Origin of the sequence: uncultured Thiodictyon sp. (assembly GCF_903828115.1) — a bacterium.
GTDB lineage: Bacteria > Pseudomonadota > Gammaproteobacteria > Chromatiales > Chromatiaceae > Thiodictyon.
In genome coordinates this window covers 1-17,179 of the sequence record NZ_CAIKKU010000679.1, presented here as the reverse complement: position 1 = coordinate 17,179, position 17,179 = coordinate 1, and the positions used below count along the sequence as shown (strand labels likewise).

Genomic DNA, 17,179 nt, shown 5'->3' with positions numbered 1-17,179 from the left:
TGCGACGCCAACAGCAGTGCGCGAGGCGACATCGCGGCTGCAAGCCGCTCCCACGGCGTCGCTGCGCGACTTTACAGGGTGAAGCGTCTTTCGGCGGACAAAAAAGGGGGCGGAATCTCCGCCCCCTCATCGCCGAGCCGACAGCTGGTGTCAGGCTTTCAGGCGCGTTTGCGTCGACTGGCGCCCAGGGCTGCGAGGCCGACACCGATCAATGTCAACGGCGCAGGTATCGGCGCTTCAATGGTGATGGATGAGCCGGTGGTCGGGTTCGGATAAAAACTGGTTTGGCTGCCACCGTGCTTATAGTCCATCACCGGCGGCTGCGTGGGACTACCGGTCGTCAGATAAGAGCGGTCGTCGATCATGACGATCGCCGCGGTGCCGATTTGGGTGGTCACGACATCAAAGGTCACGGTCCAGGCGACAAAACTCGGGTCTTGCTTTCCAAAGCCGTTAGCACCAGTGAACAGATCATTTTGAATGTTGGTGGAATTGGTTGACTCGTAAAAGGCGAGCGAGCCGTCCCAGTAGGTCGTCATATCCACCGGCGTCCCGAGATTCGGTCCGTTGTAGGACCAGTTCGCGGGCAGAGCCAACCCGGTTGTGTTCTGGGTGAGATAATTCGCGTCACCGAATTTCCGGTAAGCTGGACTGGTACTGGTCGTGATGTAGTTGTTGAAACTGGAGGTGTTGTAATGCAGGAAGCCCGGATTGTAGCCAACGAATACGTCGTGGAAGGTTACGACGTCCGAGGCTTGAGTTACCTCGCTGAAGACGAAGTTGAACTGCACTTGGGCACCGACCTGGCCTTGGGTAAAGGTGGTCGTTCCCACTGGCGTGATCGAAAGCGTCGGCAAGGCGGTGGCGACCTGAGAGATGCCGAGTCCACCGGCAATCAGCAGGCTTAATGCGAGAGGGCGTTGAAACATGTTAAACCTCAGTCTTGTCGTGGCACGAGCGTCTCGCACCCAGGGAAAAATCGATTAAGTAAACTTTGAAAGCAATTACCTTGCCAATGTTACAGATTATTGATTTTATTTTTATTTTTGCGCTTCGGCTTGATGCGACCCGGGCGAAGTGTAAAAAAAACTGACAGTCCCGACAGGGCTGCCCGCACCTACCCCAGCGTTGGCGGGAGCGCGCGAAAAACCGACGGCGCACGGCACCGAATCGTGAACACTGAGCGAACGGCAAACTGCTCGGACTGAAGCAATGCAACCGCAGGAGTTGCCAGTCATTCTGGGGACGAAAAAAGGGGCGATCCCTCGCCCCTTGGGTGACGGCCGTTGAAGCGGCCTGGCCTATCCGGCTAATTGACCAGCCGGATCGCGCGACACCAGGCAAAGTCGTTGCCGGTGATGGTCCCACGCCCGCCGCAGTTACCGGACCGCGGCGCACCCCACTGGGCCTCTGGGAGATTGGTGCCGCGAAGCCCCGCGATGGTTTCGAGGTCCGTGTCGTCCACCGTGCCGTTGCCGTTTATGTCGCAGATCGACTGACATTGATGGACGAAGCCGAAGTCCACCGTCATGTCGCCGTTGTTGTCCACCTGGCCCGTGGTGTTGTCCTGATCCATGCCCGTGTTATCGCTGCCTGCGGCAAATTCCTTGCCGGTGCCGACGCCATTGACAGGCTCGTTCCCGAACACCAGGGTGACCGCCGGGGACAGGGTTTCGTCACCAAAGCTGGCTTGGAGCCCATTGTCATCATTGTCGATCTGACTATCGTCGGCGCTGCCGACCGTATCCAAAGTCGATTGCGGCTTGACAGTCACGTTGACGGGATCGATGCCAACCGGCAGGCCGGCGTAGTAGTCGCGGATGAACTGCGCCAACTTGCCCGAAGGACTGCCGGCGTCCATCTGCGAGACTGGTATACGCACCGTATAGGGCACGCCGATGTCCAGGTTCCCGAAGAAATAGTTGCCGTTATCGTCCGTGGTGTCCGTCAACGTCACCGGGATCGACAGGATCGGGTCGATAAACTCCAACTGCACGGTCACACCAGGCACCACCGGCTCGGTTCCGTCCAGGCGTCCGTTGTGGTTCAGGTCCAGATAGACCGTCGAGGCCAGGCTCATCAAACCGGCACCGGGGGGAGTACTCTTCTTGAAGCCCAGGTCCGCGGTCAGGTTGACGCTCTCATTCGGGAGCAGACTGGTCAGGGCGGCGCTCTGCTGCCCCGCCTCGCTCACCGGCTCGGCGCCGGGTTGCAAGTCATAGATCCGAGTGACCACACCAGTCAGGTTCGGCTCGGTAGCGTCGATGCCGTTCTCATCGGCGGTGTCGTCGGTGGTCCCGTCGGTGCCGCTGCCGGCCATGGAGTCATAGCCGAAGAGGCCGCCGGTGTCGAATTCCTTGGCCGGGATCTCGACGTAGTACTTGCCGGGGCTCAGGTTGTCGAACAGGTAGAACCCGCCGACGGTACTCATCTGCCTGACTACGAGATCGGTCGCGACGGTATCGTCGGCGTTGTAGGTCACCTGATGCAGGTTGACCTGGACCTCCTTGCCGAGTTCCTCAGACACCGTCTTGTCCGCGCTGTTCGGCTGGAAGCCGGGGGTCTTGTTGCCGTCGATCCAGACCAGGTTGCCGATCGCCACTTGGTCCTCGAAGGCGAAGTCCGCGGTCAGGTTGACGTTGACATCCGGCAGGCCGCTTTTCTTTGACGCGCAGACACTGCCAGACTCAGATTGCGGCTGGGTGTTCCTGGCCAGCACGAACGGGCTGGTCACTACGTTCCCGGTCGCGTTTGCCTGTGGGCGCCCGTTCTGGTCAAGGTCATCGTCGATCGTTTGGTCATCGCTGTAGCTGGTGAGCGGGCCGCCGGTGCCGTCCGGGTCAGGCAGCGGGCTGTATCCATACAAAGCGCCGGTAGCGCTGAAGTTGGCGGCCGGGATCTGCACGTAGTAGGTACCCGCGTCGAGGTTATCGAACAGGTAGCACCCGTTTTGGTCGGTCATCGTCGGACCGACATTGGCGACCTCGGTCCCGTCCTCGTTGCGCAGTTCCACCACCACGTTGGCGCGCGGCAGATCGACACCAGGGGCGTAGCCCGGCAGACCGTCCATGTCGACCCACACCAGGTTACCCAGGGCGACTTCAAGAACCGGGGGGATTTCCTGGAAGGCGAAGTCCGCCGTCTCGTTGACATTGACATCCGGCAGGTCGGCGGGACGCAGGCCACAGGCGGCACCAGAGGTGTCAGTGACCGGCATGGTGCCGGGTCTCAGGCGGTAGATGCCGGTCTGAGTATCACCGCCGACGCCATCCTGCACGCCGTTCTGGTCGCCGCTGTCATCCGTGATCTGGTCGTCACCGGCCAGGTTAATGTCGGGGTCGACCGCCACGCCTTGCAGCCCGGTCAGTGCCTGCTGACCCGCAAGGATCTTCACCACATAGTTACCCTCGGAGAGCCCCCTCACCAGATAGCAGCCGTTGGCATCGGTCGTCGTCGTGTAGCTTGCATCCGTATCGTTGTTGACCACGGTGACCGTGACGCCGGACAGGGGCAGATCGGTCCCAGCGGTGAACTTGCCGTCAACTACGTCCAGGTCCTTCCAGACGCGGTTGCCGATGGCCACCTCGGTGATCGGCTTGTCTTCCAGGGCGAAGTCCACAGTCAGGTTGGTGTTCTTGTCCGGAAGGCTACTGGTGCAGGCCGTGGTGCGCTCTTTCTCCGGCTGGTTGCCGGGGGTCAGGGCGATGGTGTTGGACTTGACCGAACCGTCGGTTGCTGCGGTCCCGTTATGGTCGGCGGTGTCGTCGGTGGTGGTGTTGGTGATGGCGCCCAGACCGACGAGCGAGGCTTGGAGTCCCTTGGCCGCACCGGTGGCGCCGAACTGGTCAGCCGGGATCACGGCGTAGTAGCTGCCGCTGTCCAGGTTGTCGAACAGGTAGCAACCATCCGCGCCCGTGGTCGCCGTGTTCGGGGACGCGTCGGCGGGGGCATTGGTCGTGGCATCGTAGAGTTCGACTTCCACGCCCGCCAGCGGCAGGTCGGGATTGGCGCCCGTGGCTTGATAACCGGCGGTGCCGTTGGCCTCCTTGTAGACCTGATTGCCTAGGGCGACCTTGACGACCGGGGCGAGCTGGAAGGCGAAGTCCGCGGTCAGGTTCAGGTTCGCAGTCGGCGCGGTGGTGGTGTAGGACGTACAGGCGACGCCCGACACGCTGGTCGGCTGCTTGCCCGCGCCCAGAGTGTAGGCCGCGGTGGTGACATCGCCGCCCTTGATCGACTGGGCTCCATTCTGATCGGCATTGTCGTCCACGTTGCCGATACCGACCGTGGTTACCGGGACAAAGCCGTTCAGAACCGTGCCAGCCATGGTCGTGCTGGAGATACGCAGGGCATAGTCGCCGGCAGCCAGGTTGTCGAACAGGTAACACCCATCGGCACCGGTCGTGACCGTGTTGCTTGCGTCACCGCCGAAGGGGCCGGTCAGTTCGACCGGGACGCCGATTGCGGGCAGATCCGCATTGGCGCCGGTGGGCTGGTAGCCAGGCGTGCCGTTTTTCTCGAACCAGACGCGGTTGCCGATGCCGTACACGACAGGCGGCTTGGCCTCGAGTGCGAGGTCCGCGGTCAGGTTGGTATTGGCGTCGGGCGTGGTCGTCGTGCAGGCACTGACGCGCTCGTTCAAGGGTTGCAATCCGGCACCGAGCGAGTAGTCGTTGGTGCGGACATCGCCGTCCACGACCTGCTGGGAGCCGTTGTGGTCGCTGCCGTCATCGGTGCTGGTGTCGCCGCCGAACCCGATCGCCGAGGCGCGCAGCGTGTTCAAGGCCGCACCGGTGGCGAACTGGCTGGCCGGGAGCACGACGCTGTAGCTGCCGGCGGCAAGACCGTCGAACAGGTAGCAGCCGTCGGTGCCGGTCGTCTTGGTGGCGACCCACTGGGTGCCCTGGAAGAGTTGCACCGTCACGCCCGCCTTCGGCTGGTCGGCCTTGGTGCCGGTGGCCTGGTAGCCGGCCGTGCCGTTGTTCTCCTGATAGACCTGATTGCCCAAGGCATAGGTCAGCGGGGCGCACACGGTACTGACGGTAGCGCTGGCCTGGGACTTGAAGTGGGCGGCGGTGTTTGACGCCGGGGCCGTCTTCATTTGCGCGAAGATGTTGGCGGTGCTGCCGGCGGTGAGGGCGAAGGAGGCCTCATAGCCGATGCGCTTGCCGGCGCTGTTGTAGACCCAACGGAAGGTCGTGGAGGTGGTGCTGTCGGTCGCGCCGACGACCTGGACGTTGTTGAGCTTGACGAAATTCCACGGCAGATAATTGATCGCCACATAGCCGGTGCGGGCGAGCGTCAGCACATAGGCGCGGTTGCGGGCCGTGTCGTAGCGGACATAGAGGTCGGCGGTCTGGGTGGTGGTGCCTTCCTTGACCATGGGCTTGAGCAGGTCGGCGCTCAGGTCCCAGTCGGTGATCTTGCCGTCGACCGTCGCGCTCTTGCCGGTAGCGCAGGTGCCGCCGGTGCCGCCGCCGCAATTGGCAACCAGGGTCTGGTCGCCATTGGTGGCCTTGAAGTGGTTGCTGACCTTATTGCTCGGGGCGGTCTTGAGCTGGGCATGGAGCCGCTGCCAGGTACCGGGGGCCAGCTTGAAGGAGGCCTCATAGCCCACCAGGGTGGTGCCGTTCTTGACCCACGCGAAGGAGGCCGAGTTGCTCGCAGTGGCGGAGACGACGGTCTGGCCGTCCAGGGTCACCCAGTTCCAGGGCAGATAGTTAATGGCGACGTAACCGCTCGTGGTCATGGCCAGGACGTAGGCGGTCTGGGTCGCCTGGTCATAGCGGACGAAGAGATTGCCGGTCTGGAGGCTGGTGCTCTCCTGATAGAGCTTGGAGAACAGGTCGGGGCTCGTCGAGGTGGTGTTCCACTCCGCGATGCTGCCGTCCACCACGGCCGTGCCGCACTTGGCGGTGCCGCCGCTGGAGGGGGGCGTCGGGCAACTGGGGGTCTTCAGCGTGATCAGGGCCGAGTAGGGCGTGCTGCGCTTGCCGGTGGAGCAGGTGCGTCCGGACGCGACTTGCACATGCACCTCAACCTGGGAGTAACTGCCGGGGGCGAGCGTAAACGACGCCTCGTAGCCGACGGTCTTGCCGTTGCTCACGACCCACTTGAAGGCGGTGAACGGAATCGGGCTGTTGCCGACGGCATAATTCTTGACCCAGGCGTCGGAGGTGTTCTGCACGACCGTGTTGGTACCGGTCGCCAGGACCAGGACATAGCCGGTCTGGGTGCTGCTGTCGTAGGTGAAATAGAAGTTGCCGAGCTGGGACTTGTCGGTCCGACCCGCCTCCCGCATTGAGGTGTAGAGGTCCTTGGTCAGATTCCAGTCCGCCGGGTTGCCGTCGACCGTGCGGGTCCCGCAGACACCGACAGTGGCGCAGGCAAAGACCGGCTGCGCGACCAAGGCCGCCGCAACCAGACCGAGTACCAGTGCGAAACGGGCCCAAAAACCACCGGCCGCGGTCTGACGGGTGTGTGCACCGCCCCCCGATCCCCGGCCTAGCCTTGACGATGTGCCTGTGCGTGTCATGGGAAAAGTCCTCTAGCTTGGTGAGTTCATTAGAAATACAGGGAAAAAGTCATCTGTGGCAGCGCCTTGAGGGCGCACCGCTGGCTTAAAAAAGACGGGGTGCCTCCGCCGGGGAGGCTGGGGGTCAGGTCAGGCCGCCCGGGGGCGGGGCTCCTGACGGGAACTGGCTGTGCGCGTCGTTCATCTGGTTTGCCTTGGATTTTGTGAGCGCGTTCACGGTTGCGCGCCCTTATCCTTGACAAGGCAAAAGTCGTGCCGCCGCCTGATCGGGTCGGAAGGACCCGGGAAACCCATCTGGGTCAGGCCCGATCCGGCCGCTGGCGCGGAGTGCGAATTGCGTCACAAAACGGACAGACGGGGTTGCGTCGCCGATGACTGGGGATTGCCCGATCACCGGACAGTGCGAGCGGTAGGCTGGGCATAAATTGACTTCAATGGGTTAGCTGAGCAGGCGAAATGCTGCGCGCCAACCATTGCCGTTCCCCGGAGCGCGACGGTGGCAAGCCCGGCTTCCAGACCCGACCAGTTTGCTTCGCATTTTGCGAATATCGGCCCATGGGCGGGCGGATCGAGCGCCAGGCGAGGGGTGCCGCGTCAGACTCGGCGCCGGTGTGCACGAAGATTCTTCTTGACACTGACGTCCTTTCCATGTTTAGCAGCGACTCGACCCGACCTGCGGGCGTCGCGTAAACCGGACATTCCAAGGGACGCGGCGGCGCCGGATGGACGCATCATGAAGACCCGGCGGGCCATAACCCTGTCTGAGGAACCTTATTTAACCGGGATGGCCCGCTTGGCGGAACCGTCGGACAGGACGCCGGGGAAACGGAATTGCAGAATGCAAATGGCGGACGGAGCTACTCGGCCACCGGGTCCAAGCCCGCATCACGACGCCCATCGGGAACCGCATTGCGCGGCTCCAACTGGCGGCGCAGGGCGACCGCCGCGTCGCGCTCCGGAAAATCACTCTCCTTCTGGAACAGGATCTTGAGTTCGCGCAACGCCTCGTCCTTGCGGCCCAGTCGCTCCAGCGCGTAGGCGATGTGATAGCCGACACCCGGCGCCGCGGCGGCGCGACTCTGGGCCTCACGCAGGTAGTTCAGGCCCTCCTCGACCTGGCCGCCCTGCACCAACACCCAACCCAGGGTGTCCGTGATCTCCGGGGCCGGCACCAGTGCATGGGCCTTGCGCGCGAACTCGATGGCCTTGGGGCCGCCCTCCCGGGCGTAGACCAGGGCCAGATTGTTCAAGGCGGTGGCATTGTCCGGGGTGCGCGCCAGGACGCGCTGGTAGATCTCTTTGGCCTCGTTGGTACGGCCGCCGCGTACCAGTCCCTCGGCCAGGGCCTGGCGCGCGATCTCGTCGTCGGGGTGTTTGTCAACCCAGCGCTTGAGGAAATCGATCGCGGCACCGTTGCCCTGAACCGCGCGCAAGGTCTCGTAAGTCCGGACCGCGAGCACGGGGGACTCACGCATCTTGAGCGCCCGCGTGAAGTGCTCCAGGGCCTGCGCATCCTTGCCTTGCGCGCGGGCGATGGTCCCCAGCAGGTGCTCGCCGTAGGGCTCCTTGGGGAAGTCCTTGACCAGCGCCAGCGCCAACTCCTCGGCCTGGGGGAATTTGCCGACCTCGGAATAGATCTCGCCCAGTTTGAGGCGCGTCGGCAGAAACCGCGGCTGACCCGAAACCGCCTTCTCCAAGGACCAGATGGCACCGTTCAGGTCTCCGGCCTGCCGTTGCAGGGTCGCGATCTCCAACAGACTCGCGGCGTTGTAGCCGGCGAGACTGGAGCCCCGCGTCAATACCACCTGCGCCGTGGCGCGGCGGCCATTGGCGATGTAGGCGCGGCTCAGCGCGGCCAGCAGGGCGAGATCATCGGGGTCCGCCGCGCGCAACTCGATGGATTGCGCCGCCTGGAGGGCGTCCTCGGAACGCTTCATTTTCAGCAGCAGATCGGTCAGGTAGACGGCCACCGGGACCGCGCCGGGGTCCGCGCCGACGGCCCGTTGCGCCCAGTCCCTGGCCTGCTCATGGTCACCCTGCTGATCGAAGGCGCGGGCCAGCATCAGCATGGCGGAAACCTGATCGGGGTTGCGGGCCAGCACCAGGCGCAGGCGCTCGCGCGCGGCCTCCGGCCGCTTCTCCCGCAACTCCAACTCCGCCAGGTTGAGTTGCGCCGGGACGAAGCGCCAATCCAGGGCCAGCGCGAGATTGAAGGCCCAGCGGGCGGCCTCCGGCTGGCCCGCCGCCAACTGGGCAACACCGTAGAGATTCAGGTAGCTCAGGTTGTCCGGACTGCCCTGCAGCAGGGTGCGTGCGGCGGCGACGGCCTCGTCGTAACGGCGCTCCTTGAGGTCGACGACCACCAGGGTCGCACCGGCGTTCTCGTACTCGGGATTGGATTCAAAGACGGCCCCGAGTTCCTCGATCGCCTGCGCCTTGCGGCCAAGCCCGAACTGATTGACGGCGCGCTGGGTTCGCAACACCAGGTTGTCGTCACCGGCCGCGGCGGCCTGTTGCAGATAATTGGAGGCCTTCACATACTGACGTTCGCGCATGTTGGCCTCCGCCAGCAGCGACAGGACCTGTTGATCCCCGGGGGCCAGGCCCAAGGCCGGTTCGAGCAATTTCACCGCCTCCTCTGACTGATCCCGCTGGAGGTAGATCTGTGCCAACAGGGTGCGCGGACCCACGGTATCGGGGAATTTTTCAAGGAACAGGCGCAGATAGGCCGTCGCCTGGGCCCAGTGCTTCAGGCTGTAAGTGACCATGCCCGCCAGCAACAGGGTGGGGGGATGGCCTTCGATCAGCTCGCGCGGCAATTGGAAGATCAGGGCTTCGGTCTGTTTCAGCGTCTCCCTGGCCTCGTCCATGGCTTGGCGCCGCGCCTGCACCACCGCCTTCAGATACAGGGTGCGCGGATCGCGGGGGTAGAGCTTGATGGTCTCCTCGGCCGCCGCTTGCGCGGCCTCGAGCCGCCCCAGTTCGAGCAGGGCACTGACCCGCGCGATCTGGGCGGGCAGATAGGCCGGCAGGGCCTGCACGGCACGCTCGAAGTCACGCAGGGCCGAGGCGGTATCACCGAGGCCGCGGGTCAGGGTGCCCTTGAGAAACCAGGCGCGCGGGTTCTCCGGGGCCAACTCGACGGCGCGACGGGCATAGAAGTCCGCCTCGTTCAGGTCGCCCTTCAAGAGCAGGACATGGATGCGCCCCAGCACGGCACTGACGTTGTTGGGGTTCTTCTCCCAGGCTTGGGTAAAGGAGCGTTGCGCATCGTAAAACTGCTCCAGTTGCAGGGATGCCTGGCCGCGCAGGGCCAGCAACTCGGCGTCCTCTTCGACCAGGGTACCGAGCGGGAACAACTCGGCCAGCAGTTGTTCGGCCTTGCCCTGCAACAGGTAGGCACGGGCCAACGGGATCAGGGTCAAGGACTGGTGCGCCCCGAGCCCGTCGGCGATCAGGAGTTCCTTCTCGGCCTTGTCCCCCTGACCGAGTTGGATGTAGATCTTGCCGAGCAGCAGGTGGGCGGACAGCAGAAAGGGGTCCTGCAGCAGGGCGTTCTTGAGGTGGATATAGGCCGCACGCGTCTGGCCCAGGTTGAATTCGACCAGCGCCTTCTCATACAGCGCGGAGGCACGCCCCTTGGACCCGCCCGCCGACTGAGCGGCCGCAACGCAGGCCCCACCGACCAGGGCCAGACACAACAGGATGGACGCCAAACGGGTGCGTTGATTCATGGACAAATTCACCCTTGGGTCACGCCAGCGGGTCGGAAGCGGTCAGAAAATATGGCGAAGGCCCGCTATTTCATCTGTTCCTGCAACAAGGCGAGGATGCGCCCGGCGGAGCTTGCGCTATCGCGAGCGCCGCTGGGGTCGACGACGCTGACCCGGGTCTCACGGTCGTTGCCCTCCACTTTGATCTGGTATTCCTTCAGCCGATCGATGTCCGCTTTGCGCCAGAAGGCCAGCCGCTCACCCCAACCGCGCGCCTTCGGGGTGGCGCCGGCATCCATGTCCTGGTAACGGACGTAATAGACCCCCCGGCTCATGTCGCGATCCTTGACCGCGAATCCAGCCCGATCCAAGGCCGTGCCGGTGATGCGCCAACCGCGTTGGAAGTCCTCGGGGATCAGCAGTTGTGTGCCCGGGCCTTCGCCCACCAGACGGGCACTGCCGACGCTCGCGGGCGTACCCGTACTTGGAGTCCGCGGAGCTGTCGATGCGAGGGCCGCCGCGGCCTTCTTCTCGGGGGCACCGAGGAACAGCATCAAGCGACGCAGCATCTCGGCCTCCTTGCCCTGATCGCTCTTGCCGGGTTGCCAGACGGTGCGCTTGCTGTCGCCCAGCGTGCCGGTCTCCAGCTTCTCCTCCATTCCCCGATGCGTCAGGTGCACCTCTGTAGTGCCTGCCCCCTTGGCCCCGGGCTCCATACGAATGCTGTACTGATCGCGGGTCGAGGTGGCATAGAGGCCGTCGGCAACCTTGCGGAACATCCGCGTCAGGAAGCCCTGTGGCACCTCGGCACGGTTCTCGATCCAGTCCGTCTTCATCACCCCAACGGCCGGATTCTGGTCCACCAGAAGGATTCCCTGCTCCCGCCAAAACGCCACCACGCGCGGCCACACCTGTTGCGGGGCGGCCTGGACCTCGAGCCAGCGGGAGTCGCCGCTGCGGCGTAACTCCACGTTCTCCACCGTGGGCAGGATGGCACCGGCACCGGACGGGCTTGCCTGCCGCCGCTGCGCCCGCCCATCGGCATACTCCGAATAGGTGGCACCACCCGCAATCGGCGGAACATCCATGGCGTCATCGAAATTGGCACCCTTGAGATCCGGCGGCAACTCCAGGTTTTGCTCCGCCTGACGGCTCTTTTGGTAGGCCAGGCCCTGGTCGGGCATCGCCTCCTTCAACATGCCGCACCCGCAGAGGCTCGCGACAACCAGCAATGACAGGATCGACAGGACGGCCGGGCCGCCCAGGACTCGCGAGGATCTCAAGGTCTTGGGCCTCTCAGAGGATTACCGATGCGCAACGCGCAGGCGCCGCCCCGGTTCACAGGACACCGGCCTGTTCCAGGGCGGCACGCACACGGGTGTGGTGTTGCTCCGAGAGCCAGGTCAGCGGGAGCCGTATCCCGATCCCACAGAGCCCCAGCGCGACCGCCCCCCATTTTACCGGGATCGGATTGGACTGCACAAACAGGTCCCGATGCAATGCGGCTAGACGTTGATCCAGCGCGCGGGCACCGGCCCGATCGCCAGCGAGCGCGGCCTGACACATCGCCTGCATGAGGCGCGGCGCCAGGTTAGCCGTCACCGAGATCACCCCATCCCCGCCGAGCAGCAGAAAGTCGCAGGTGGTGGCGTCATCGCCGCTGTAGAGGGCGAATCCCTCCCCACAGGCCGCGCGCAGGATCGCCACCCGCTTGAGGTCGCCGCTCGCCTCCTTGAGACCGATGATGTTCTCAATCTCCGACAGCCGCCCGGCGGTCTCCGGCAGCATGTCGCAGGCGGTGCGCCCCGGGACGTTGTAGAGAATCTGGGGGATATCGACCGCCTCGGCCACTGCCCGGTGGTGCAGGTAGAGCCCTTCCTGGGTCGGCTTGTTGTAGTAGGGGGTGACGAGCAGGGCGGCGTCGGCCCCGGCCTCTTTCGCGCAACGGGTCAGTGTGATCGCCTCCCGGGTCGAGTTGGCCCCGGTACCGGCAATCACCGGAACGCGCCCGGCCGCCAACTCCACCGTGCGCGCGATGACCTGACAGTGCTCCGTCTCGTCGAGGGTGGCCGACTCCCCGGTCGTGCCGACCGACACAATGGCCTGGGTCCCCGCCGCCACATGGAAATCGACCAAGCGCTTCAGGCTCGCGTCATCGATCCCACCCTCCGCGTCCATGGGCGTAATCAGGGCTACGATACTGCCGCGCAACATGCTTGAAACTCCAGGTCAGTGGAAAAACAGCCTATGGTAGCCTGCCGCCGGCCATCTGAACAACCGTACCGACCGGCCGCAACCGCAAGCCTCGGAGCCGATCGAGGGGGAATCCGGGGGCTGGACGCGGGAAGAAATGGACAGGATCAACGGGATTTCTCAGGATTTACAGGATAACAGAATGCCGATCCTGATCCGTGAAATCCCGTTAATCCTGAAGCATCGCTGTCCGACTGGCCCCGCAAGGTCCCACACGTCGTGGTCGCGGTACGCGATCGGTTGCAGTCGACGCGCCACTGCCGTTAAGTTAAGCGCCGCAGCCCAAGCGCCTGGAGTCCAAGGCTTTACCGTGAAAGTGCGTAGTCAGGCCATCCTGGCCTGACGGTGTCGGGGCTGGAACAGTCAGGGCTGGACGCCCTGACTACGCCGCCCCGCACGCTGGCCATCGAGCGAGCGGTCGAGAGGACTTTCATGTTCCGGGGTGGCGCGGGTACCATGACCGTTAGCCTTGGACTCCAGGCAGAGGCGACGCGGTCGGCGAGTGCGCCTTAACTTAATGGCAGTGAGTCAGTGCGCGGGCACCAGGGCGGTTGTTATGTGATTTCCCGCGGCGCCGGGCGGCGGCCGGGGCCGCCGACGCCAGCGCCGATGGCGACGACCTTGAGGTCAGCGCCGGTTGAGCCAGCCACCACCGCCGCCGCGGCCGTTGACCCAACCGCCGCCGCCGCCATTGATCCAGCCGCCACCACCGCCGCGGCGGTTAATCCAACCGCCCGCCTGGACCTCCGACCCGCCGCTGGTGAAAAGGCTGATCCAGCCGGTGACGTGGATCGCGTCTTGGTGTGGATGGTTGGGCGACTTCGCGATCTCGTAGGGGATATCGTGGATAGCGATGATCGCGTAGAACAGGACCACGACCACGAAGATCAGGAGTCCGAGGGCAACATAGTCAAGGAGCATCGGGTTTCTCCACTATTACCGGCAGCGGATGGGGCGGCGCCACCATAGTCGGCGGCGGAATTTGTCCCCGCGTACCCATTTCAATATGCCTCCGCGATGAACTTGAAGGGGTAATCGGGCTCCTGGTAATCGTGAGGCTTCTGCCGTTTGGGCAGTTCGACCGTTTCCCGGGGCAGTTCCTCATAGGGAACCTGGCCGAGAAGGTGGGGTTGGCAAAGAAGATCCGACCCTCCGGACGCACCATCAGGAGCCCGGGGAAGGTCTCGTCCTCTGGATGCCCTTGCGCGCGCGGTCGGAAGACCTCGGTACCGGGTTTGCGCCCCAGGGTATAGACCCGCGGATGGGCCGCCTGATAGGAAAGCGCCACTAGCGAGACGATGATCGCGACCAGGATCCCCTGCAGGGTGCCGAGCAGCACCACCCCGGCGCAGGCCGCCAGGGCCCAGAGGAACTCCATGCGGCGGACGCGCAGGATCGCGACAAACTCGCCCGGCTGGATCAGCCCGATCGAGTACACGATCACGACCGCCGCCAGGGTGGCCTGGGGCATCAGCGCCATGAGCGGCGCGAGCAGCAACATCGTGGCCAGGGCGGCCGCGGCGGTCGTCAGTCCGGCCACCTGGGTCCGGGCACCGGCACGGCGGTTCACCGCCGTCTGCGAGGTGCCTCCCCCGCCCGGCATAGCGCCGAACAAACCGCCGACGGCATTGGCCAGACCCGTTGCGAGCATCTCCCGGTTCGGCGCGGGACGCGGCTCCGTGCGGCCCGCAAAGGCCCGCGCGGCAGCGATGGACTCCGTGAAGCTCATTAAGGCGATGCCCAGCGCGCCGGGCCAGAGTTGCGCGATCAGGTCCAGGTTCAGGCTCGGCGGGGTGAACGGCGGCAGGCCCCTGGGGATCGGGCCGAGGGTCTCCACCCCCAACGACTGCAACGCGAGCACACTGGAGGCCGCGATCCCCAGGGCGACGGCTACCAGCGGCGCCGGGGCGCGGGGGACATAGCGCTCCAGCGCCACGAGGATGACGAGCATCGCCGCGCCGACGGCGAGTGTCGCGGCCGAGGTCTGCGGCAGGTGCTGAATCAGTGCGACCAGGTTGTCCAGGAAGGAACCCTTGGTGAAGTGAATGCCGAGCAGCTTCGGCACCTGGTCAAGCACGATGATGAGCCCCACCCCCGCCTTGAAGCCGGTCAGGACCGGCTCGGAGATGAAGTTGGCCACCGCGCCCAGACGCAGGAGCGAGGCCAGCATCAGCATCGCACCCACCAGGAAGGCGAGCGTCGCGGTAATCAGGCCGGCGATGAGATCCGGGCGCAGCCATTCCCTGTGGTCGAAGCCAGTCGCGCATTGATTTGCTCCGCCAATCAGAGGTAAGAACGATGTGCCGGTTACCGCGAGCGGCACTGCGCCGCACAGTGATCGCGCTCGGTCATGCAGATGGTCGCCGATTGTCGATCAGGATGTAGACACTGACCAGGAACACCCACAGCGGGAATACCAACAGGATTTCCGCGAAGGCTCCGCTGCTGAGCAGCAGCAACAGCGCCAGCACATAACCGAAGATCGCAATCCAGCGGCGAATGAAGCCCGTGCGGATCGCAAGCGTAGAGGTCACGATCATGAACACGCCTGCCATCTTGACGGCGTATACGTTCATAACGACATACAGGACGGCACGAATGACCGTGAAGCTCGGGGAGCCGAGCAGGCCGCGCGGCGCGGCCGCATGGGCGATGATGAGGCCCCCGGCCATCGCTGCCGAGACGAACAACATGGCCAAGAACAAGAGGCCGCTGCCGAGAAAGACGGTGGCGAAGAAACGGTCCTCCGCCGCCCCGAGACGGTCGCGGAGCACGCCGATGAACCACAGGAAGGCGATGCCGGCGAATGGGACCAGGTTGAGGGCCAGCGCCACCCAACCCGCACGGGCCGCAAGCCAAGTCCCCGTATCCAGGGGGTCGGCCGGAACCGACAGCCGGAGCAGGGCGATGCCGGCGATCAACAGCACTGCGAACAGGATACCGGCGACCGCCGCGGCACGCGGCGCGCGCAGAGGGCTGGTTGGCGGCAGCCTGTCTTTCGCGACCACGCTTTCCATGATCAGGGCTCACCCCGCGACTCGCCAGCCTCGGCCCGCCAGCGCGTCAGGCCCAAACCCTGTCGGTCATCGCGCAGGGCGGTCGCCCACTAGCGGAACGCCGCCTGGCAGAGACCCAGCAGGGCGGCCGGGAACAGCCCCAGCAGCAGGACCGCGAGCCCGTTGACCGTCATGGCGGCCCGCACCCCGCCGCTCGTGACGATGGGCACGGCGGTCGTCGGCTGGTCGAAATAGATGAACTTGACCACCCGCAGATAGTAAAAGGCGCCGATGATCGAGAAGAATACGGCCACCAGTGCCAGCCACACCAGGTCCACCCGCACCACCGCCTCCAGCACCAGCAACTTGGCCATGAAGCCGACCGTCGGCGGCACCCCGGCCAGGGAGAACATCATGAGCGCCATCATGGCCGCATACCAGGGGTCCCGGTCATTGAGCCCCTTCAGGTCCTCGAGCTGCTGCGCGTCGAATCCCTCCCGGCTCAGGATGGTGAGGATACCGAAGGTCCCGGCCGCGGTGACGGCATAGATGATGATATAGAACATGGCGGAGGCATAGCCTTGGGACGACCCGGCCAGCAGCCCCAGAAAGACGAAGCCGACATGGGAGATCGTCGAATAGCCCAGCATGCGCTTGATGTTGGTCTGGGCGATCGCGGCCAGATTTCCAAGCCCGATAGACAGCACCGCAAGGATCAGGAGCATCCCCTGCCAATCGGCGTGCAGCGCGCCCAACCCCTCCACCAGGAGTCGCACGAGCAGCGCGAACGCGGCCAGCTTCGGGGCCGAACCGATAAAGAGCGCGACCGGGGTCGGCGCCCCTTCGTAGAGGTCCGGCACCCACATGTGGAAGGGCACGGCACCGAACTTGAAGCCGATCCCGATCACCAGAAAGGCGATGCCGAAGACCAGCACCTGGTCGGTGCTGCCCCCGGCGACAGCCGCCCGCGCAACCGCCCCGAGTTCAATGGAGCCGGTCGCCCCGTAGATCATGGAGACGCCGTACAGCAGCATTCCCGAACCCAGCGCCCCCAGCACGAAGTACTTCATGGCCGCCTCGGGCCCGATCTTGGAGTCGCGATCGAAGGCGACCAGCGCATAGAGCGAGAGGGCCTGGAGTTCCAGCCCCAGGTAGAGGGTCAGGAAACTGTTGGCGGAGATCATCACCAACATGCCGAGCACCGCACAGAGCCCCAGCACATAGAACTCACCCACCAACAGGTTGCGATCCTTCAGCCAGGGACGGGCGTAGATGAAGGCGAAGGCGGACACGATGAGCACCGCGCCCTTGAGGAGATCGCTCATGGCATCGCGCACCACGTTGCCGTCCCAGGCCAGCGTCCGCTCACCCCCGCCGACCCACCCGGTCAGGCCGATCGCAACCACCAGTCCCAAGAGGGCCAGGACATGGTTGATGCCCTTGTCGGCATCCTTGAGGTAGAGGTCCACGACCAACACCACCACGGCCGTCACGAGGATCGCAACCTCCGGCAGGATGGGCATCAGATTGGCGGAGTCAAATGGCATGGGGGTCATCCGTAGCTACAGTCGACCGGCTCGCCGTACCCTGCGAACGGGAATTAAGCGTATCAGTCAGTTGGGACGTTGTCGTTGTCGTTGTCGTTGTCGTTGTCGTAATCGAGGTTATCGGAGCGCCCCGGA

The 17,179-nt window shown here is 64.7% G+C and carries 9 protein-coding genes; all 9 read right to left on the bottom strand.

The window, feature by feature from the left end; genetic code table 11:
* Positions 1-158 precede the first annotated feature (158 nt).
* The 9 genes from QZY48_RS25790 to nuoN all read right to left on the bottom strand — a co-directional run bounded on the left by QZY48_RS25790 (position 159) and on the right by nuoN (position 17,044).
* Entirely contained in the window at positions 159-929 is a 771-nt protein-coding gene (locus tag QZY48_RS25790; protein WP_295436385.1) for a hypothetical protein, read from the bottom strand.
* A 380-nt stretch (positions 930-1,309) separates the two neighbouring features.
* Positions 1,310-6,535 (bottom strand): SdrD B-like domain-containing protein, encoded by a 5,226-nt coding sequence (locus QZY48_RS25785; RefSeq protein WP_295436384.1) that lies wholly within the window; start codon positions 6,533-6,535, stop codon positions 1,310-1,312.
* A gap of 857 nt (positions 6,536-7,392) precedes the next feature.
* Complete coding sequence (prsT, locus tag QZY48_RS25780; protein WP_295436383.1) at positions 7,393-10,269, bottom strand: XrtA/PEP-CTERM system TPR-repeat protein PrsT; 2,877 nt, start codon at positions 10,267-10,269, stop codon at positions 7,393-7,395.
* Positions 10,270-10,334: 65 nt separating this feature from the next.
* Positions 10,335-11,531: an outer membrane protein assembly factor BamC gene (gene bamC / locus QZY48_RS25775; RefSeq protein WP_295436382.1), complete on the bottom strand. Its 1,197-nt coding sequence runs from the start codon at positions 11,529-11,531 to the stop codon at positions 10,335-10,337.
* A gap of 55 nt (positions 11,532-11,586) precedes the next feature.
* Positions 11,587-12,462 (bottom strand): 4-hydroxy-tetrahydrodipicolinate synthase, encoded by an 876-nt coding sequence (gene dapA / locus QZY48_RS25770; RefSeq protein WP_295436381.1) that lies wholly within the window; start codon positions 12,460-12,462, stop codon positions 11,587-11,589.
* Between the two features lie 666 nt (positions 12,463-13,128).
* The gene (locus QZY48_RS35030; protein WP_366929781.1) at positions 13,129-13,422 is read right to left on the bottom strand and encodes a DUF3302 domain-containing protein; all 294 of its coding nucleotides are present in this window, start codon (positions 13,420-13,422) and stop codon (positions 13,129-13,131) included.
* Positions 13,412-14,824, bottom strand: a complete 1,413-nt coding sequence (locus tag QZY48_RS25760; RefSeq protein ID WP_295436380.1) for a SulP family inorganic anion transporter — start codon at positions 14,822-14,824, stop codon at positions 13,412-13,414. The genes QZY48_RS35030 and QZY48_RS25760 overlap by 11 nt, the downstream gene beginning before the upstream one ends.
* Before the next feature lie 25 nt (positions 14,825-14,849).
* On the bottom strand, positions 14,850-15,518 hold the full coding sequence (locus QZY48_RS25755) for a hypothetical protein (RefSeq protein ID WP_295436379.1): 669 nt from the start codon (positions 15,516-15,518) through the stop codon (positions 14,850-14,852).
* 89 nt (positions 15,519-15,607) lie between these two features.
* Positions 15,608-17,044 (bottom strand): NADH-quinone oxidoreductase subunit NuoN, encoded by a 1,437-nt coding sequence (gene nuoN / locus QZY48_RS25750; protein WP_295436378.1) that lies wholly within the window; start codon positions 17,042-17,044, stop codon positions 15,608-15,610.
* Positions 17,045-17,179: the final 135 nt, after the last annotated feature.